Origin of the sequence: Quadrisphaera sp. DSM 44207 (genome assembly GCF_900101335.1) — a bacterium.
GTDB lineage: Bacteria > Actinomycetota > Actinomycetes > Actinomycetales > Quadrisphaeraceae > DSM-44207.
The window spans coordinates 560,710-579,740 of sequence record NZ_FNKA01000001.1 but is presented as its reverse complement, the minus strand read 5'-3'; the positions used below and the strand labels follow the sequence as shown (position 1 = coordinate 579,740).

The following is a 19,031-nucleotide window of genomic DNA, read 5'->3' as shown; positions in this document are numbered from 1 at the left end:
CAGGCCGTGAGCACCGCCCCGCCGTCCCCGTCGGTGGTGTTCGTCCTCTCCGCCGCCGAGCCGCTGCGCGGCATGGAGAAGGCCGCCGCCGACACCGTCGCCGCCCTGCGGGAGGCCGGCCTGGACGTCGGCGCGCGCGTGCTCACCCCGCCCCCGGCGCCGGCGCGGCGCGGCAGCCGCACGGCACGGGCGCGGGCGTTCGCGCGCTCGCTCGTCGAGGCCCGCCACGCGATGCGCAGCGACGCGCCCGTGGTCGTGCTCGTCGGCATCTGGGTGGGGCTGCGCGCCCTGCCGTGGCGCCGCCCGGCCGGCACCCGCACGATCGCCTGGGAGCACTCCTACACGCGCGAGCGCGCCGCCACCTCCGGCGGCTTCCGGCTCGTCGCCCACCTCGTGCTGCCGCTGTACCGGCGGCGCGCGGACGCCGTCGTCGCCGTCAGCGAGACCGTCGCCGCGGCCCTGCGCGCCCAGGACGAGCGCCTGGCGGCGCGCACCAGCGTCATCGCGAACGTCGTCCGCGAGGCGCCGGCACCGCCGCGGGGGCCGCGGGACGACGCGCCCCCGCAGCTGCTCGCCGTCGGCGGCCTGGAGCCCGTGAAGAACCCGCGGCTGCTGCTCGACCTGCTCGCTCACGCGCCGGGCGCGCACCTGCACGTCGCCGGCACAGGGCCGGACGAGCCGGCCCTGCGCGCCGAGGCCGCCGCTCGGGGCCTGGACGCCCGGGTCACCTTCCACGGGTTCACCGACCGGGTGCCGGCGCTGCTCGCGCGCGCCGACGCCCTCGTGCACACCTCGCGCTCGGAGACCTTCGGCTACGCCCTGCTCGAGGCCGCGGCCGCGCACGTGCCCGTCGTCGCCGCCCGCACCCCCCAGAGCGAGCACCTCGTGCCGCGCCTGGTGCCGGGGGCCACCGCGGAGGCGTCCGGCCCGGCGCTCGCGGCCGCGCTCGCCCGCGTGCTGGCCGCCCCGCCGTCCGCCGCCGACCTCGCCCGCGCCGACGCCGCCCGCGCGCGGGAGTTCTCCACGCGGGCGGTCACCGGCGCCTGGGCGCGGGCGCTGGCGCCGGCGCCGGCGCGGTGAGCCCGCCGCCGACGTCGGTGCTCACCCGCGCGGGGGCGCTGCGCCGCAGCCCGTTCGCCCGCGGCGTCGGCGCGATGCTGCTCGGCCACGCCGGGCGCGCGGTGCTGCAGGGCCTGTCCTTCCTCGTCCTCGCCCGCGCGCTCGGGGCCGACGGCTTCGGCGCCGTCTCCGCCGTCCTCGCCGTCGTGGCCCTCGCCGTGCCGTTCGCGTCGCTGGGGGCGGTGCACCTGCTGGTGCGCGCGGTGGTGCGCGAGCCGCAGCGCGCCGCGGCCGAGTTCGCCGGCGCCGCCGCCGTGACGGCGGGCGGGGGAGCCCTGGCCACCGCGGTCGTCACCGCCGCGGCCGCGTGGCTGCTGCCCGCGCGGGTGCCCGTCCTCGTGATCGCGGCGGTCGCCGTCGCGGACCTCGTCGGCTCGCTGCTGCTCGAGCTCGCCGGCGGGGTCTGCACCGCCCGCGGGCGGATGCTGCGCACCGCCGCCTTCCAGCTCGCCTTCCACGGGCTGCGCCTGGCCGCGGCGCTGCTGCTGCTCGCCGGGCCGCTCGCGAGCCCCCTGACCACCTGGGCGCTCGCCCACGCCGCGGCGTCGCTGCTCGCCGCGCTCGCCGTCGTCGCCCTCGTGCGCCGCGACCTCGGCCCCGCGCGCGCCGACGCGCGCCGCTACCTGCGCCAGTGGCGCGACGGTCTGCTGTTCTCGTGCGGGCTGGCGAGCCAGGCGGTCTACAACGACCTCGACAAGGCGATGCTCGCGCGCCTGTCGACGCTGGAGGCCACCGGCGTCTACACCGCCGCGTACCGCGTCGTCGACATGGCGCTCACGCCCCTGCGCGCGCTGCTCGCGACCGCCTACCCGCGCTTCTTCGCCGAGGGCGCCGCCGGGCTGGCCGGCTCGCTGCGCGTGGCCCGCCGCCTCGCCGTCCCGGCCCTCGGGTGGTGCGCCCTGGCCTCCCTCGCGCTCCTGCTCGGCGCGGACCTCGTGCCCGTGCTGCTGGGGGAGTCCTACGCCGCCTCGGTCGGGGCGCTGCGGGCGCTCGCGGTGCTGCCGCTGCTGAAGGCGGCCCACCACCTCGCCGCCGACGCCCTGACCGGCGCCGGGCACCAGGGCGTGCGCACGGCCTGGCAGGCGGGGGTGGCGGTGGGCAACGCGCTGCTGAACCTGGCCCTGATCCCCTCCCTCGGGGTGGCGGGCGCCGTGGTCTCCAGCCTCGTCTGCGACGGCGTCCTGGCTGTCGCTCTGTGGTGCGTCGTCGTGACTAGACGTCACTCCACGCCGTCGGCTCCCGCTCGACGTAGCGCAGCGTCACCGCCGGGCGGGTGACGGGGCACCGCGCGACTACCGAGCGTGGTCGCCCGGGAGCCACCCTCCTCGACATGACCACTCCTCGCCTCGCCCTCGCCACCGCCGCCGCGACCGCCGTGATCGTCGCCTCCGCCGGCGTCGCCGTCGCCGCCGACGCCCGCAAGACCGCGCCCCTGCCCGAGCAGCGCTCGGCCGCCGCCCTGCCCGAGGGCCTGAGCGCCGCGAGCGCCGTCGGCGCGAACACCTTCCGGATCTCCGGCGCCGACCGCTACGCCACCGCCGCCGAGGTCTCCCGCGCCACCTGGGACCCGCAGACCGCTCCCGTCGTCTACCTGGCCAGCGGGGAGACCTTCCCCGACGCCCTGAGCGTCGGCCCCTCCACGCTCGGCGCCGGCCCGCTCCTGCTCACCCGGCGCGCCGAGCTGCCGGAGGCGACCCGGGCCGAGCTCGAGCGCCTGCGCCCGTGCGTCGTGGTCGTCGTCGGCGGCGAGAAGGCGGTCGGCGACGACGTCGCGCGCTCTGCCGACAGCTACACCGACCCCACGGCCTGCTTCCTGCACTGACCCGTCACCGGCCCGCGAGCCGCTCCCGGGGGCGCTCGCGGGGGCGCTCGCGGGGGCGCAGCCGGACGGCGACGAGCGCGACGTCGTCCTCCGACTGCGGGGGCAGCATCCGGGCGAGCAGTTCGTCGCACAGCTGCTCCAGCGGGAGGTCCTGGCCGGCGAGGTCGCCCAGGACCTCCCGCAGCCGCTCCAGGCCCCGCTCCAGCGACTGGCTGCGCCGCTCCACCAGGCCGTCCGTGTAGAGCAGCACGGTCGCGCCGTCCGGCAGGACGACGTCCTCCTCGTGCCGCGGCGCCCGCGGCAGGACGCCGAGCAGCAGGTCCGTGCCGCGCCCGTCCAGGGCCGTCGCGGTGCCGTCGGGGTGCACGACCATCGGCGGGGGGTGCCCGGCGTTGGACCAGCACAGCCGCCGGGTGCCGCGCTCGGGCCCGCTGTCCGCCGGGTGCACGCGCGCGACGACCCCCGTGGCCGTGGTGGCGATGCGCAGCGTCTCCATCACCTGGTCGACCTTGCGCAGCACGTCGGCCGGGCCGTCGTCCCCGACCGCGCCCACGGTGCGCAGCACCGAGCGCACCTGCCCCATGGCGGCCGCCGCCTGCGTGTCGTGGCCGAGGACGTCGCCGATGACGAGCACCGTCGACCCGCCGGGCTGGGAGAAGGCGTCGTACCAGTCGCCGCCGACCTGCGCGGACTCCGCCGCGGGCGTGTAGCGGACGGCGACCTCGAGGTCCTCCGGCTGCGGTGGCGGGGTCAGCAGCGCCCGCTGCAGGCCCTCGGCGATCGCGCGCTGCTGGCGGTACAGCCGCGCGTTGTCCAGCGCCACGCCCGCGCGGTCGGCGACGGCGCGGGCCGTCTCCAGCTCCTCGGGCGTGATGGGGCTGCGCTCGCGCCCGTTGCACAGGCTGAGCAGGCCGACCGTGCGCTCGCGGCCGCGCAGCGGCAGCACGACGATCGACTCCAGGTCCAGCTGCTCCAGCGCCCGGCGCGTCGGCCCCGGGCGCAGGCGCGCCGCCAGCACCTCCCGCGCCGAGGAGCCGATGGCGTACGGCCGGCCCGTGGCGACGGTGCGGGTCAGGTGCGAGGCGTCGTGCAGGTCCGCCAGCCGGTGCGCGACGTACTCCTGCACCGCGGCGCGCTGGCCGGGGACGGCGTGCCACCAGCCGACGTCGCGCAGCCCGCGCCGCGAGGCCTGCTCGTCGTCGACGAGGGTGACGACGCACCAGTCCGCCAGCGCCGGCACGACCAGGTGCGCCAGGCGCCCGACGGCCTCGCCCGCCTCCAGCGTGCCCGCGAGCTCGGCGGTGACGGCGGCCAGCAGCGCCGCGCGGTCCCCGGCCCGGGCGGCGCGCTCCTGCGCGGCGCGGCGCTCGGCGACGTCGACGACGCACACGGACAGCCCCTCCGGGCCCGGCCACGCCTGCACCTCGTACCAGCCGTCCAGGGGCGCGGGGTGGTGCGCCTCGAGCGTGACGGACCGCCCGGTCTCGACCGCGCGGCGGTGGCCGGCCTCGAGCTCCGAGCCCGCGGGGAACAGCTCCCAGATGCTGCTCCCGAGCAGCTGCGCGCGCGGGCGGCCCAGCAGCCGCTCCGCCTGGGCGTTGACGTACGTGAACCGCCAGTCGCGGTCGAGGGCGTAGAAGGACGCCGCCATCGACTCCAGCACCCGCGTGAGGCCGCTCTCGCCGTCCCGGGCGGCGGTGGTCTCGAACACGGCGCCGAGCACGCGCACCGCGTCGCCCGCCTCGTCGCCGAGCACCCGCCCGCGGGCGGCGAGGGAGCGGGTGCCGCCGTCGGGCAGCACGACCCGGTAGTCCGCCTCGAAGGTGCCCCCGGCGGCCACGGACGCCCCGATCGCCCGCCGCACCCGCTCCAGGTCCTCGGGGTGCACCCGGTCGTAGAAGGCCTGCAGGGTGCCGGGGAAGGAGGCCCGGTCGTAGCCGAAGACCTCCAGGGTGCGCTCGTCCCAGGTCAGCCGGCTGGTGAGCAGGTCCCACTCCCAGGTGCCGATGCCGGCGGCGTCCACGGACAGCTGCCACAGGACGCGCCGCGCGTCCTCCTCGCTGCTCGCCGCGGCCAGCTCCAGCTCGGCGACGGCCGTGGCGGCCAGGCGCTCGAGCACCGCGACGTCCGCGCGGGTCCAGGTGCGGGCGAAGATGTCGAAGACGCAGAGGACCCCGACGACGTGGCCGCCGTCGGCCACCAGCGGCACCCCGAGGTAGGCGGCGACCACGCCGGAGGTCACCGGCGGCAGGTCCCGCACCCGGGGGTCGGCGGCGGCGTCGGGGACGAGGAGCGGGCCGCCGGAGACCGCGGCGACGCTGCACAGGACGTCCTCCAGCGACGCGACGTCGCCCACGGTGGCGGTCGCGAGCCCGGCGCCGCCGGCGACCGCGTACGCGTCCGTGAGCAGGGAGACCTGCGCGGACGGCGTCCCGAGCAGCCGGGAGGCCAGCGCGGCCAGGCGGTCGAGCGCTGCGCGGGCGCCCACCGGGGTGCTCAGGCGCCGCGCGGCCTCGGTGCGCTCGCGGTCCGCGCTCAGGCGCCGCGCCGGGGCGCCGCCCGCCGCGCCGGTCGCGGTGCGCCCGCGGGGTCGCGGCGGTCGCCTCCCGGACCCCTTCGCCGCCACCGCGGACCTCCCCCCGCCGGACCGGCGCGCGCAGCGCCACCCCGTCGCGGGTCATTGTGGAGCGTCCGGCGCGACGGCGTCCCGGGCGTCCAGCATGTGGACAGCACGCGGACGACGCCGTCGTCGGGTGCGGTGCCGCGGTTCGGCCCGGCCGGGCGGGGTACCGGCGCAGCGTCCGAGCCCGACCCGCCCCGGCGGGTGCGGGCGCGTCCGAGCAGCCACCCCGCCCCCCTCGGAGCGCCGCGCCGGCCTCACCGGTTGAGCGGCGCGCCTCACCCGGCCGGCTCGACCGCCTCGTCGGGGTCGACCACGGCCGCCGCGCCGCCGCCGCGGCGCGTCGTCTCCGTCGCCGCCTCGAACCCGCCGTCCGGCAGCAGCCGGATCCCGGTCGCCGCGCCGATCTGCGCCGTGGACGCGAGCGCGTGACCGCGCGCGGTCAGGGCCGCGCCGAGCGGCCCGTCGACGATCGCCGGCTCCGCCTGGCTCGTGGAGCCGTTGCGCGAGGACAGGCGCGGCGCGGCGATCGCCTCTCCCAGCGGCAGCCCGCGGTCCACGTGCCGGGTGATCACCTGGGCGACGGTCGTGATGATCCTCGGGCCGCCGGGGGAGCCGAGGGCGAGCACCGGCTCCCCGTCGTCCAGCACGATCGTCGGCGCCATCGAGGAGCGCGGCCGCTTGCCGGGGCCGGGCAGGTTCGGGTCGGGCACGCCCTCGGTGGTGGGCGTGAAGCTGAAGTCGGTCAGCTCGTTGTTGAGCAGGAACCCGTAGCCGGGCACCGTGATCCCCGAGCCGCCCGTCTGCTCGATCGTCAGCGTGAAGGAGACGACGTTCCCCTCCCGGTCGGCGACCGTCAGGTGGGTGGTGCCCTGGTCCTCGACCGGCGCCGCCGTCGTCCCGGCGGCCTCGCACGCGGCGTAGTTCCCGTCCGGCTCGCCGAACGGCAGCGGCCGCGGCTGCGCGAGCGCCGGGTCGAAGAGGGCGCAGGCGCGCTCGTCGGCGAACCCCTGGGAGACCAGCTCCTCGACCGGCACGTCCGCGACGTCGCCGACCCAGCGGTTGCGGTCGGCGAAGGCCGTCGCGCTCGCCTCGGCGAAGCGGTGCAGGTAGTCGACCTCCTCCACCTCGCCCAGCGCGGTGCCGGTGCGCGCGTCGTAGGCCTCGAGGAGGTTGAGGATCTCGGCGACGGCGATGCCCCCGGACGCCGGCACGGTCATGCCGTAGACGTCGAGGCCGCGGTACTGCGAGCGCACCGGGTCCTTCTCCAGCGCCTCGTAGGCGCGCAGGTCCTCCCGCGTGATCTGCCCCGGCAGGACGCTGACGCCCTCGGCGGTGAGCGGCTCGCGCGCGGCGTCGACGACGGCCCGCCCGAGGCGGCCGTCGTAGAGGGCGTCGGTGCCCTGCGTGCGCAGCGCGCGGTAGGCCCGCGCGAGGTCGGGGTTGCGGAAGGTGCTGCCCACCTCCGGCACCTGCCCGCCCGGCAGGTAGGTCTCGACCGTCTCGGGGAAGAGGCGGAAGCGCTCCTCGTTGTCGCGCGTCTGGTCGGCGAAGGTCTCGTCGACGACGAACCCCTGGCGCGCCAGGCGCTCGGCGGGGCGCAGCAGCTCCCCGAGCGGCCTCGTGCCGTGCTCGCGCACGGCCCGCTCCCACAGCGCCGGCGTGCCCGGCACCCCCACCGACAGGCCCGAGCTCACGACCGCGTCGAAGTCCAGCGCCTCCCCGCCCTCGCCGGTGAAGACGTCCTCGGTGAAGGTCGCCGGCGCGCTCTCGCGCCCGTCGATCGTCGTCACCTCGCCGGTCCCGGCGTCGTAGTGGACGAAGAACCCGCCGCCGCCGATGCCGGCCGAGTACGGCTCGGTGACGCCGAGCGCGGCGGCGGTGGCCACGGCGGCGTCCGCGGCGTTGCCGCCGGCCTCCAGGACGTCGATGCCCACCTGGGTGGCGTACGGGTCGATGCTGCTGACGGCGCCCCCGCCGCCCGTCATCACCGGCACCTTCGGCGGCTCGGGCAGGCCGGCGCCGGAGCCGGCGCCGGAGCCAGCGGCGCCGCCGGAGCTGGCGCCGGAGCCGGGCGAGGGGGCGCCCGGTGCGGTGCCGCCAGCTGCTGCAGGGCCGGCGGAGCCCACGGCCAGGGCGCCGGCCAGGGACGTGGCGCACAGGGCCACGAGCGGGCGGGAGCGTCGGGTCATCGCGCACCTCCACCGGCGCACCCGCAGCGCCCGCCCCGCGCGGGCGAGGGTGCGCCGCGTCGCCCGGACGACGCTACGCCCGCGCCCGGGCCGCGTCGAGGTCCCGGCGGACTCGTCCGGGCACCTTGACGCGCCACCGCTGTTACGGACAGCGAGTGCAGGGAACCGGGACGTCATGACCCAGACGACCCAGGAGCCCGCGGCGGCCCTCGCGCAGGACGGCAGCTGGTACGCCGACCTGCACGTGCACTCCCGCTACGCCTACGCGACGTCCCGCAACCTCACGCTGCCGGTGCTCGACGCCACCGCGCGGGAGAAGGGCGTGCGCCTGATGGGCACCGGCGACGTCACCCACCCGCGGTGGCGGGAGGAGCTTCGCGAGCAGCTCGTGCCCGCCGAGCCGGGCCTCTACGCCCGCCGCGGCGCCGGGGACGGCGCGACGCGGTTCCTGCCCAGCGTGGAGGTCTCCTGCGTCTACCGGCAGGGCGGGCGCTCGCGGCGCGTCCACGTGCTCGTGATGCTGCCGTCCCTGGAGGCCGCCGAGGCCTTCGCGCAGGCGCTGGCCGAGCGCGGCGCGGACCTCGGCGTCGACGGCCGTCCGACGCTGGCCCTCAGCGCGCGGGCGGTGCTCGAGGTCGCCCTGGGCGTCGAGCCGACCGCCCTCGTGGTCCCCGCCCACGTGTGGACCCCGTGGTTCGGCGTCCTGGGGTCGAGGTCGGGGTTCGACTCCCTGCAGGAGTGCTTCGGGGACCTCACCCCGCACGTGCTCGCCGCCGAGACCGGCCTGTCGGCCGACCCGGCGATGTGCTGGCGCGTCAGCTCCCTGGACGGCGTGGCGCTGCTGTCCAGCTCCGACGCGCACGGGCCCCGCACGCTGGCCCGGGAGGCGACGCGGCTGCGCGGGGAGCTGTCCTACGACGGCCTCCGCGAGGCGCTGCGCACCGGCAGCCCGGCCCGCGCCGCCGAGCGGGCCGGCTCGCCGACGCAGCTGGTGGACACCGTCGAGTTCTTCCCGCAGGAGGGCAAGTACCACCTGGACGGGCACCGCGAGCACGGCGTGCGGATGACGCCGGCCGAGACGGCGCGCGCCGGCGGGCTGTGCCCGGTGTGCGGCAAGCGGGTCACCGTCGGGGTGCTCTCGCGGGTGGAGGACCTCGCCGACCGGCCCGCCGGCTCCCGGCCGCAGGGCGCGCCGGGCTTCGCCTCGCTGGTGCCGCTGGACGAGGTCGTCGCGGACGCGCTCGGCGTCCGGCCGGTCGCCAAGCGGGTGGCCGCGGTGCGGCAGCGGCTGCTCGCCGCGTGCGGCAGCGAGCTGGCGGTGCTGGTCGAGGCGCCGCTGGACGCCGTCGCCGCGCACGCCGGCCCGCTGGTGGCGGAGGCGCTGCGCCGGGTGCGCGCCGGCGAGGTGGACGTCGAGCCCGGCTACGACGGCGAGTTCGGCACGGTGCACGTGGTGCGGGCCGAGGAGCGCGCGGCCTGAGGGGGCGCCGCGGCCGGCCCGTGCTGTCCGGCCCCGCGCTGTCACGCTCGGCTGCTGTGTCGGTGCGGCGTGTTACACAGCGGGCGTGCCGGACCTCGTCGTCGTCGGGCCGCTCGGGAGCGACGGCCTGCTGAGCTGCCTGAGGCCCCGGGCGTGCCCGGAGCGCACCCTGATCGACCTGACCCGGATGGCGCACTGCGAGCCGCTGGGCCTCGTGGCCGTCGCCGCGCTGGCCGACGCGGCCGCGGCCGAGGGCCCCGTGGTGCTGCGCGCGCCGGTGGACCCCTCCGTCGCGCGCTACCTGGCGCGCATGCGGCTGGGGCGCGTGCTCGACGACGCGGGCGTCGAGCACGACCTGCCGGTGGTGCGCGAGCACCCGCTCGACGACGTCCTCGTCGAGCTGCGCCGCTTCGAGGGGCCGCGCGGCGCGGAGGAGGTGGCCGCGATGGTGCACCGGGCGGTCGAGGCCGTCGACCCGGTGGCCGCCGCCGCCCTGCACGACGGCGTCGTGGAGGCCGCCGACAACGTGCCGCGCCACGCCCGCCGCTGCCACGGGTACGTGGCGGCGCAGAAGCGCGACCAGGGGCGCTCGCTGCTGTTCGCGGTCGGCGACTCCGGCGTCGGGGTGCTGCAGACGCTGCGCCGCTGGGGGGCGCTCGACGCCGCGCAGGCCCTGGAGATGGCCGTGCGCGAGGGGGTCAGCGAGACGCCGGAGGAGACCGGGGGCACGGGGCTGTCGAGCGTCGTCAAGCACCTGTCGTCGCTCGGGGGGCACCTGCACCTGGTCTCCGGGGACGCCGCGCTGAGCGTGGCGAGCGGGCAGCGGCGCAGCGCGCGCGGGCCGGTGCCGTTCCCCGGCACGCTGCTGCAGGGGCTCGTGCGCCGCGCGGGGGACCTTCCTTGCCGTCGTCCGAGCGGGGTGGAAGACTCTTCCGCTGCGCGTCCTTGACAGCCCGGGGAGCGCACTGCTAACGGACGGAGCGACATGACGGAGATCGTCCTCCCGCGGCTGGCGGGGACCCGGGACGCTCTGCGCCAGCTGCTGCACGACCAGCGCGTGGGCGACGACCTCGGCGGCCGCCCGGCCGTCGTCTTCTGCCGCGACCTGGTGTCCGGCTCGCCGTCCTTCGCCGACGAGCTGGTGCGCGAGGTGCTCGAGGTGCGCGGGGCGCGCGAGCTGGTGCTCGTCGGCGCCCCCGACCTGTTCTGGGACCGCGTGGCCCAGGCGGCCACCCGGCGGGGCCGGGCGGGCGCGGTGCGGCGGATGTCGGCCGCGGAGGTCGTCGTCTAGCGCGCAGCGCCTCGGCGCGCTCACCCGTCAGGCGGCCTGCGCCGTGCGCAGCGCCCGTCACGGGGCCTGCGCCTCGCGCACGAGCCGGCGCATCAGCGCGGCCAGCTCGTCGCGGGCGGCCTCCTCGACCAGCGTGCCGGTGTCCTGGTCGCCGCTGGCGTAGGCGCGCCCGACGTGCAGGTACGCGCGCGCGGCCCGGGCCAGCTCCTCGTCGGCCGAGCGGTCGCAGGCGCCGACGAACTCGTTCTCCGCGGCGGCGAGGTCGCGGTCGGAGGGCCCGCGGCCCCAGGTGGCGATCGCGGCGTCCTGGTAGAGGCTGCGCAGCCGCGCCGCGGCGCCCATGGCCGCCCGGATCGCCTCCGCCGCGTCGTCCCCGCTGCGGGCGCGCCGAGCGCGGCGGAAGGACAGCAGCGCGCCGACCCAGCCGCAGACGCCGCCCGCCACGGCTCCGACCACGATCGTGATCAGGTCGCCCACGGCGGCACCGTAGCTCCGGGAACCGACAGCTCCGGGACCCGACAGCTCCGGGACGCGGCAGCGGGGGCGGCTCAGCCGGGGGGCCAGCAGAGCAGGACGTCCTCCGCGTCGACGACCACCTCGCCGCAGAGCGCGGCCCGCTGGGCGCCGGCCGCCTCGCGGCCCTGCGGCGTGCTGAGGTCCTGCTCGAGGTAGCGCGGGACGGCGGGGTCGGCCGGCTGCTCGTCGAGGGGGACCATGCGCACGCCGGCCAGCACGGCGATCTCGGTGGTCGGGCCCCAGTACCCCTGCAGCCGGTCGGCGCCGGTGGCCCGCACGGCGTCCGCGACGGCGCGCTGCGCCGCCAGCCCGCCCCGCTCGTCCTCGGGCAGGCCGGCCCGCGCGGCGACGTGCGCGAACGGGGCCACCACCAGGACCCCGGCCGCGAGGACGCCGACGACCCCGGACGCTCCCGCCACCGGCCGCTGCGGGGCCCCGGCGAGGTCGCGGAGGGCGACGAGGGCGAAGCCGACGAGGACGGGCACGAGCGCGACGAGCACGAGGTAGGTGTGGCGGATCCACAGCGGGTTCGTGGTGCTCGACAGCCACCACGCCAGCCAGGTGGCCGACGTGAGCGCGGCGGCGAGCAGCTCGGCCTGGCGCGCCGGCGACGCCGCCCACCCCGGCGCCGGCCGGCGGGCGCGCCAGAGCAGCACGGCGGCGGGCGCGGCCAGCAGGAGCAGCAGCGCGGCCACCACCGCGCCGGGGGGCAGGGACCACACGTCGAGGAGCAGGTCGAGCTTGTCGGACGCCGGCACGGGCTCGTAGTCCTCGCCGAGGAAGGCGAGCAGGTCCCGCGTCCTGCGCGCGTAGCCGCCCGGGCCGAGGGAGGCCAGCTGCACCAGCTCGACGAGGACCGTCGGGGCGGCCGCGGCGGCGAAGAGGCGCCCGGCAGCGGCGAGCCGGGCGCGCGGCGGACCGCTGACGGCCCAGGCGGCCGCGAGCAGGAAGGCGGGCCCGGCGAGCAGGACGACCAGCTTGCACTGGATCGCCAGCCCGAGGCAGAGGCCGGCGAGCGCCGGGCCCCGGTGCAGCGCCAGGAGCGCGAGGACGGTCCAGGCCGCCGCGGGCACCTCGCCCACCACCTCGACGGGGCTGAGCACCGGGTCCTCGACGTCGGCGGTGCGCAGCAGCAGGGGCGCCGTGACGACGCCGAGCGCCACCCACCGCCCCGCCAGGCGGCGGCCGAGGGCGAGCAGGGCGGCGAGCAGGAGGGCGTAGTGCGCGGCGACCACGCCGCGGCCCGCGAGCACCGGGTCGACGCCCGCGGCCACCAGCGCCGCGATCGGCAGCAGCACCACCGGCCCCGTGGAGATCCGCACGTCGAAGGGGTCGAGGGCCCCGGTCGTGAACGCCGTCGTGAGGTTGCCGTCGCTGGCGTAGCCCCGGCCCGCCGCGAGGTTGACGGGCACCGTGAGGTTGTACGCCTCGTCGAACCAGAGGCGGGCGGTGAGCAGGTCGTGCACCGCGGGGGCGGCGTGAGCCGCCAGGACGACCGACAGCGCCGTCCACCACAGCGCGCCGCCGCGGGTGCGGCGCGCGTGCCGCTCCGGCACGTGGCGCCCGTCCCGCCCGTCCCTCGCGTGCCGGGCGGCGGCGTCCGTCAGCGCCCCGGTCCCGGTCACGTCACGGGTGCGAGGAGGTCGGGGGAGTCGTTGCGCACGCTGTTGACCGCGGGAGAGACCTCGTGGGTGACCAGGTGCGGCTCCGGGACGGCGTCGAGCAGCTGGCGCACGAGGTCCAGGTCGGTCAGCTGCGGGTCGAGCCAGTCGTCGAGCATCTCCGCCGGGACGACGAGCGGGGAGCGGTCGTGGATGCGCCCGGCGGCGTCCGTGGCCCGCGTCGTGATGATCGTCAGGGTCCACAGCCAGCGGTCGGGGTCGTCCTCCGCCTTGGTCGGGTCGGGCCACAGCTCGTAGAGGCCGCCGAAGGCCAGCAGGCCGTCGTCGGCGGCGTGCAGGAAGTGCGGCACCTTCGCGCCGTCCTCCCTCTTCTCCCACTCGTAGTAGCCGTCGGCCGGGACGACGAGGCGGCGCCGGGCCGCGGCCCGCTTGAACGCCGGCTTCTCCGTGATCGTCTCGACGCGGGCGTTGATCATGCGGTTGCCGATCCTCGGGTCCTTCGCCCACGCCGGCACGAGCCCCCAGCGCAGCGTGCGCAGCTGCCGGGACGGCGCGCCGCCGTCCTCCTCGCGCGGCGGGCGGGTCACGACGGCGCGCACCGGCTGGGTCGGCGCCTTGTTGTAGGAGGGGGGCAGCTCCTCGCCGACCGCGTCGTCGACCTCGAAGGCCTCGACGAGGTCGGCGTCCCGGCGCGAGCTGGCGTAGCGACCGCACATGCGAGCAGTCTGCGGCGCGGCGCGGCTCGCGCGCACGGCCGACCCGGCGCCCTGCCCGACGGGCTCGCTCGACGGCACCGGCCGCCCACAGGGCGCGCGCGCGTCCCGTCGTCCACAGCCGCGCGACGACGGGTGCGCGGCAGGGGCGGAGGGCTCGAGGATCCAGCGGGTGCACGTGCTGGACCACCTGCTCGCCCGGGCCGCGCGCCAGGACGCGGTGCTGACGTGGCGCGACGTGGCGGCGGCGGGCGCCTCGCGGGCGCTCGTGCGGCGCCACCTCCGCGCCGGTGCTTGGGAGCCGCTGCTGCGCGGGACCCACCTGGTGGACCCGACGCGCACCGGGCACCTCCTGCAGCGCTCCTGGGCGCGCTCGGCGGTGGCGGCCGTGCCCGGCGCGGTCGTCGGCCTGGGCAGCGCCGCCGCGCTGCACGACATCGCGGGTGTGCCCCGCACGGGGCTCGTCGACGTCGTCGTCGGCGGTTCCGTGGTGGCTGGCAGCAGGCGGCTGGCGGTGCACCGCCTGCAGCTGGCGGCGCAGGACGTCGTCGACGCGGGCGGCATCCCGGTCACCAGCGCGGTGCGCACGCTGGCCGACCTGGTGCCCCGGCTCCCGCGTCCGGACGCCCTCGCCGTCCTGGACTCCGCGCTGCGGTCCGGGTGCGTGGACGTGGGCGGCCTCGCCGAGGCCGCCCACCGAGCGGCCGGTCGACGGGGCTGCCGCGCCGTGCAGGACCTCTGGGGGCTGGCTGACGCGCGCGCCGAGTCGCCGCTGGAGAGCCGCGCGCGGCTGCGCTGCGTGGACGCGGGCCTGCCGCCGGACGAGCTGCAGCTCCCGGTGCGCGACGAGCACGGCCACCTGTCCTGCGCGCCGACATGCCGTTCCGCGCCCGGCGGCGCGGACGGACCGGGCTGCTGCTGCTGGAGGCCGACGGCCGCACCGTCCACGACGCTCCCGAGGCCCTCCACCGGGACCGGTGGCGCACCAACACGCTGGTCGCCCTCGGGCACGCCGTGGTGCGGTGCACGTGGCGGGACACCCTGAACGCCTGCGCGGTACCGCTGCTGGTGGAGCGGGCGCTGTGACGCCGCGGATCGGCCGGGGCGCTCGTCGAGCGTCGACCCGTAGACGCGACACGCCGCGCCGACGGTCCACAGGTCAGCGCTCGGCGAGCGGGTGACGGGCGGCTGGGGGCGTGCGAGGGGCGGGGGGCGCGGGGGAGCCGCGTAGGGTCGCGGCCGTGGGGCGGCCGGCGTGAGCGCGCTGGTCCTGCTCACCACCGCCGCCGTGCTGTGGGCGCCCGGAGCGCTGCTGGCCCGCGCGCACGGCGTGCCGGCCGGGTGGGCGCTCGTGCTCGGTCCCGTCCTCACCCTCGGGGTCGTGGGGGCCGGCTCGGTCGCCGTCCCGCGCCTGGGGGCCGCGTGGGGCCCGGGCGCCCTGCTCGCCACCACCGCCGTCCTGGCCGCGCCCGCGGTGGTCGCCGCGCTGGTGCGCCGCCGCCGCGCCTCCCCGGTGCCCGCACCAGCGTGGCGCGCCCGCCTGCACGCCCGCCTGCACGCCCGCCTGCACGCCCGCCCGGACCGGCAGGTGCTCGTCGCGGCGGCGGGGGTGCTGGCGGCGGCGGGGTACGTGGCCGTGCTCGCCGGGCGCGCCGGCGTCGACCTCGGCGCGGTGGACCAGCTGTGGGACGCCGTCTGGCACGCGAACCTGACCACCTGGGTCGCCGCCACGGGCAGCAGCGACCCCACCCGGGCGCCCGCGGAGCTGCTCGGCGCGGGGTGGCGCGAGGTGGGCAGCGCCTACCCGACCGGGCTGCACGCGCTGGCCGCCGTGGGAGTGGACCTGACGGGGGCCGGCGCGGTGCCCGTGCTGAACGCGCTGCTGCTCGTGGCGTACGGCGCGGTGCTGCCGCTGGCCGCCGCGGCCCTGGCCTGGACGGCGACGCGCGGCAGGGGCGCGGGCGCGGCGGTCGCCGCCGCGGTCTCGGTGCTGCCGACGGTCTTCCCCGTCGACCACTGGTGGCGCCCGGCGTGGGCGTACGGGGTGGCGCTCGCAACCGCCCTGCTCGCCGGTGCGCTCGCCGTGCGGGCGTTCGAGGGGCGCCTGCTGGGCGGCGAGGGCTGGGCCAGCGGCGGTGGCAGCGGCGGTGGTGGCGCGGGGCTGGGGGACGCCCGCAGCTGGGTGCTCGTCGTGCTCGCCCTGGTCGGGGTGGCCGCCGTCCAGCCGGCCGGGGTGGCCGTGGTCGCGCTGCTGGCGGGGGCCTGGGGCGCGGGGCGGGTGGTGCGGCCGCCGTGGCGGCAGGCGGTCCTGGGCGCCTGGCCGGTCGCGCTGGTCGCCGTGTTCGTGCTGGCGGCCCTCGACCGGGCGCGGCAGCGCTTCCCCGCGCTCCAGGCCATGGCCGCCTACGACTTCCGCACCGAGGACGGCGCGCTGCCCGCGCTCGGGCAGGTGCTGGGCCTGGTGCTGCAGGTCAGTCCCGGGCTGGGCTACGGCGTGCCGGTGCAGGCCCCGCAGGTCGGCCTGGCCGCGCTGCTCCTCGGGGCGCTCGTGCTGACCGCCGCGCACCGGGCCACCGCGTGGCTCGCGCTGGCGTGGCTGGTCGCGGTGCTGCTGGCGGTGGTCGCGGTCGCGCCCGTCGCGCTCCCGCTGCGGTCGGTGACGATGCTTTTCTACAACGAGCCGCACCGGCTCGTCGCGCTCGTCGCCGTCCTCGGCGCGGTGATGACGGGCGCCGCCGCGGCGCGCGTCGCCTCCCGGCTCGACTCCCGGGTCGCCTCCTGGGCCGCCGGGCGCCGCCGCGCCGTCCGGGCCGGGGCCGCCGGCCTCGCCGTGCTGGCCTGGGTCGCCCTGGCCGTCGGGGCGCAGGAGCGGGCCGTCGTCCGCCTCGCGGCCGGGTACGCCGACCGCACCGTGGGCCCCGACGAGCGCGCCGTGATGCAGCGCCTCGCCGGGCGCGGGCTGCCCGAGGGCGCCCGCGTGCTCAACGACCCCGTCGACGGCTCGCCGTGGATGTACGCCCTCGCCGGGGTGCGGCCCCTCTTCGTCCACCACAGCGCGGGGGACCCGACCCCCGAGGCCGCCGTCCTGCTCGAGCGCCTGGACGACGTCGACACCGACCCCGCCGTGCAGGAGGCGCTGCGCGCCCTGCGCGTGTGCTGGGTGTACGCGGGCACCACGCCGGTGCAGGCGTGGCGCGAGCGCGCGCCGGGCTTCGCCGACCTGGACGCCGCGCGCTCCCTGGAGCTCGTCGACCGCCAGGGCGGCGCCTCGGTGCACCGGGTGCTGGTGCCGGGGACCCCGTGCGCGCCCTGAGGCGCCGGCAGCCGGGAGGCCGGCGAGGGGGATCCCCGCGACAGCCCGCGGCGGCTGCCGGGCGCCGGTAGCGTCCCCGCCGGGGAGTGCACGGCGCCGCGTTCGGGCGACGCGGGGCTTCCGGAAGGGGCGGGGACGGCTGCGGTGACGGCGTGGACCGACGCGTTCGGCGTGTTCGCCGTCGCGCTCGCCGTCCTGCTGGGGCCCGGGCTGGCGCTCGGCGCGGCGCTGCGCCTGCGCGGCCTGCTGCTCCTCGGCAGCGCCGCCCCGCTGTCCGTCGCCGTGGTCGCCGTCAGCGCCGTCCTCGCCCCCGCGGTCGGCCTGCGCTGGAGCGCGACCGCGCCGCTGGCGCTCACGGCCCTGGTCGCGGCCGCAGTCGCGGCCGTGCTCGCGGTGGCCCGGCCCGCGCCGCCGCCGCGCCCGTCGCTGCCGCGGCACGCGCGGCCGACGGGCACGAGCACGGGCATCACGACCGGCATCACCACCGGCATCACCACCGGCATCACGACCGGCATCACGACGGGCCTCGCCGCGGTCGTCGCCGCACGAGGCAGCAGCAGCACCACGGGCAGCGTCACCGCGACCGGCAGCACGCCGGCGCTGCGGCGCGACTCCCGCCGGGCGGCCGCCCCCGCCCGGCGGGAGCGCTCGGCCCTGCTGGCGGGCCTGCTGGGAGCGGGCACGGGCGCGGTGCTGCTCGCGGTCGCGGTGCGCCGCGGCATCTGGTCCCCGGACCTGGTCTCGCAGGCCTACGACATCGTCTTCCACCTCAACGCGGTGCACCTGGCGCTGGAGACCGGGGACGCCTCCAGCCTGCACCTGGCCCGCCTCACCAGCCCCGACGCCCCCGCGCCCTACCCGGCCGCGTGGCACGGCGTGGTCACCCTCGTGGTGCAGCTGAGCGGCAGCGGCGTGGTGGTCGCCACCAACGTCGTCGCGCTCGCGGTCTCGGCGGTGGTCTGGCCGCTGTCGGTCGTCGCGCTCACCCGCTCGGTGCTCCCCGACGCGCCGGCCGCCGCCGCTGCCGCCGGCGTCCTGGCCGCCGCCTTCCCGTCCTTCCCCACGCTGCTGCTGGTCTGGGGCGTGGTCTACCCGGTGCTGCTGGCCACGGCGCTGCTGCCCGCCGTGCTCGCGGCGCTGCTGGCCGTGCTCGGGCGCGGACCGGCCGGGGAGCGCCCGCACCCGGGCGTCGCCGCCCTCGTCACCGGGGGCGGGCTGGTCGGCCTCGCGCTGGCGCACCCCAGCGCCCTGTTCGCGCTCGCGGCGCTGGCCGGCCCCCTGCTGGCGGCGGTGCTCGCGCGCGCGGTGCGGCGCGCCTGGCGGCGCCCGGCCGCCCGGCCCCGGCTGTGGGCGGCCGCGGCCGCGGCGTTGGTCGTCCTCGCCGCGGCGGGAGTGCTGGTCGCGCGCTCCTCCACCCTGGCGGCGGTCGGGGCGTACGTGTGGCCCGCGCGCGCCAGCGTGCCGCAGGCGGTGGGGGAGGCGCTGCTGGGCGCTCCGCCGGAGGGCCGCCCGGGCGGCGCGTGGGCGAGCCTGCTGGCGCTCGCGGGCGCGGTGCTGCTGCTGCGGGCGCGCCGCGAGCGGTGGCTGGTCGCGGCGTGGGCCGCGGCCGCGGGCCTGTACGTGCTCGCGCAGACCACGGACACCCACCTGCTCACCGGGCCCTGGTACAACGACGCCTACCGCCTGGCGCCCCTGGTCGCCGTCCCGGCGGTGGTCCTGGCCGCCGCCGGCCTGGCAGGGCTGCTGGAGCTGGCGGGCGCGCGGCTGGACGCGCTCGGACGGCGTCCGGGCCTGCGCTCGGCGGCGGCCTCGCCCGGGGTCGTCCTCCTGGTCGCCGTCGTGGCGCTGCTGGCGCCCGGCTCCGGGGCGGCCTCCACCCGCGAGGCGCTGACCGCCGGGTACGCCTCGGGCGACAGCAGCGTCAGCCCGCTGGTCAGCGCGCAGGAGCTCGCCCTGTACGCGCAGATGCGCGACGCCGTCCCGCCCGGCGCGGTCGTCGCCAACGACCCCTACGACGGCAGCGCCCTGATGATGGCGCTCGCGGACCGCCGGCCCCTGTTCACGCACTTCACGGGGACGTGGACCGACCAGCAGCGCCTCGTCGCGGCGCGCCTGCACGAGGTGGGCACCGACGCGGGCGTGTGCGCGGCCGTGCGCGAGCTCGGCGTCACGCACCTGGTGGTGGCGGGCCAGCGCTACTTCGAGTGGCTGCCGCGGGCCGCCTGGTTCGACGGCGTGCGCGCCGCGCCGGACTCCGGCGCCTTCGCGCCCGTGACGGCGGTCGGGGACGCGCGCCTGTACCGGCTCACCACCTGCGCCGGCCAGCCGGTCTAGGGCAGCGGC

At 78.9% G+C, this 19,031-nt stretch carries 14 protein-coding genes; 9 read left to right on the top strand and 5 right to left on the bottom strand.

From position 1 onward, the window contains the following. Window positions 1–6 precede the first annotated feature (6 nt). The 3 genes from BLS82_RS02685 to BLS82_RS02675 are packed head-to-tail and all read left to right on the top strand — an operon-like array spanning window position 7 to window position 2,941. Window positions 7–1,080, top strand: a complete 1,074-nt coding sequence (locus BLS82_RS02685; protein WP_143028723.1) for a glycosyltransferase — start codon at window positions 7–9, stop codon at window positions 1,078–1,080. Further along, entirely contained in the window at window positions 1,077–2,396 is a 1,320-nt protein-coding gene (locus BLS82_RS02680; protein WP_092861336.1) for a lipopolysaccharide biosynthesis protein, read from the top strand. Before BLS82_RS02685 ends, BLS82_RS02680 begins: the two co-directional genes overlap by 4 nt. Before the next feature lie 53 nt (window positions 2,397–2,449). Further along, window positions 2,450–2,941: a cell wall-binding repeat-containing protein gene (locus BLS82_RS02675; RefSeq protein ID WP_092861334.1), complete on the top strand. Its 492-nt coding sequence runs from the start codon at window positions 2,450–2,452 to the stop codon at window positions 2,939–2,941. Window positions 2,942–2,945: 4 nt separating this feature from the next. Here the strand turns inward: BLS82_RS02675 and BLS82_RS02670 are convergent, their stop codons facing one another. Then, window positions 2,946–5,567, bottom strand: a complete 2,622-nt coding sequence (locus BLS82_RS02670) for a SpoIIE family protein phosphatase (protein ID WP_092861332.1) — start codon at window positions 5,565–5,567, stop codon at window positions 2,946–2,948. Window positions 5,568–5,839: 272 nt separating this feature from the next. Further along, a complete protein-coding gene (gene ggt / locus BLS82_RS02665) occupies window positions 5,840–7,753 on the bottom strand; it encodes a gamma-glutamyltransferase (protein ID WP_143028722.1) in 1,914 nt (637 codons plus the stop codon). 175 nt (window positions 7,754–7,928) lie between these two features. On the opposite strand from ggt, the gene BLS82_RS02660 reads away from it, so the two are divergent. The 3 genes from BLS82_RS02660 to BLS82_RS02650 all read left to right on the top strand — a co-directional run bounded on the left by BLS82_RS02660 (window position 7,929) and on the right by BLS82_RS02650 (window position 10,524). Continuing rightward, complete coding sequence (locus BLS82_RS02660) at window positions 7,929–9,233, top strand: endonuclease Q family protein (RefSeq protein WP_092861330.1); 1,305 nt, start codon at window positions 7,929–7,931, stop codon at window positions 9,231–9,233. Between the two features lie 85 nt (window positions 9,234–9,318). Further along, window positions 9,319–10,182, top strand: a complete 864-nt coding sequence (locus tag BLS82_RS02655; protein WP_092861328.1) for an ATP-binding protein — start codon at window positions 9,319–9,321, stop codon at window positions 10,180–10,182. A gap of 36 nt (window positions 10,183–10,218) precedes the next feature. Then, on the top strand, window positions 10,219–10,524 hold the full coding sequence (locus BLS82_RS02650; protein WP_092861326.1) for a hypothetical protein: 306 nt from the start codon (window positions 10,219–10,221) through the stop codon (window positions 10,522–10,524). Between the two features lie 57 nt (window positions 10,525–10,581). On the opposite strand, the gene BLS82_RS02645 is transcribed toward BLS82_RS02650, so the two are convergent. From BLS82_RS02645 to BLS82_RS02635, 3 genes are all read right to left on the bottom strand, one after another. Next, window positions 10,582–11,001: a hypothetical protein gene (locus tag BLS82_RS02645; RefSeq protein ID WP_092861323.1), complete on the bottom strand. Its 420-nt coding sequence runs from the start codon at window positions 10,999–11,001 to the stop codon at window positions 10,582–10,584. A 71-nt stretch (window positions 11,002–11,072) separates the two neighbouring features. Further along, window positions 11,073–12,665, bottom strand: a complete 1,593-nt coding sequence (locus BLS82_RS02640) for a hypothetical protein (protein WP_092861321.1) — start codon at window positions 12,663–12,665, stop codon at window positions 11,073–11,075. Continuing rightward, window positions 12,662–13,378 (bottom strand): SOS response-associated peptidase, encoded by a 717-nt coding sequence (locus tag BLS82_RS02635; protein WP_092862644.1) that lies wholly within the window; start codon window positions 13,376–13,378, stop codon window positions 12,662–12,664. Before BLS82_RS02635 ends, BLS82_RS02640 begins: the two co-directional genes overlap by 4 nt. 169 nt (window positions 13,379–13,547) lie before the next feature. Here BLS82_RS02635 and BLS82_RS02630 point away from each other — a divergent pair, with 169 nt between their 5' ends. The 3 genes from BLS82_RS02630 (at window position 13,548) to BLS82_RS02620 (ending at window position 19,022) form a co-directional block, all read left to right on the top strand. Continuing rightward, on the top strand, window positions 13,548–14,420 hold the full coding sequence (locus tag BLS82_RS02630; protein ID WP_092861319.1) for a type IV toxin-antitoxin system AbiEi family antitoxin domain-containing protein: 873 nt from the start codon (window positions 13,548–13,550) through the stop codon (window positions 14,418–14,420). Window positions 14,421–14,630: 210 nt separating this feature from the next. Next, window positions 14,631–16,688, top strand: a complete 2,058-nt coding sequence (locus BLS82_RS02625; protein WP_092861318.1) for a DUF6541 family protein — start codon at window positions 14,631–14,633, stop codon at window positions 16,686–16,688. A gap of 144 nt (window positions 16,689–16,832) precedes the next feature. Then, entirely contained in the window at window positions 16,833–19,022 is a 2,190-nt protein-coding gene (locus tag BLS82_RS02620; protein ID WP_092861316.1) for a DUF6541 family protein, read from the top strand. Window positions 19,023–19,031 lie beyond the last annotated feature (9 nt).

Bases quoted from the DNA above. Each gene is read 5' to 3' on its own strand.
- BLS82_RS02650 (WP_092861326.1), top strand. From the start codon at position 10,219: ATGACGGAGATCGTCCTCCCGCGGCTGGCGGGGACCCGGGACGCTCTG.
- BLS82_RS02635 (WP_092862644.1), bottom strand. From the start codon at position 13,378: ATGTGCGGTCGCTACGCCAGCTCGCGCCGGGACGCCGACCTCGTCGAG.
- ggt (WP_143028722.1), bottom strand. From the start codon at position 7,753: ATGACCCGACGCTCCCGCCCGCTCGTGGCCCTGTGCGCCACGTCCCTG.
- BLS82_RS02660 (WP_092861330.1), top strand. From the start codon at position 7,929: ATGACCCAGACGACCCAGGAGCCCGCGGCGGCCCTCGCGCAGGACGGC.
- BLS82_RS02675 (WP_092861334.1), top strand. From the start codon at position 2,450: ATGACCACTCCTCGCCTCGCCCTCGCCACCGCCGCCGCGACCGCCGTG.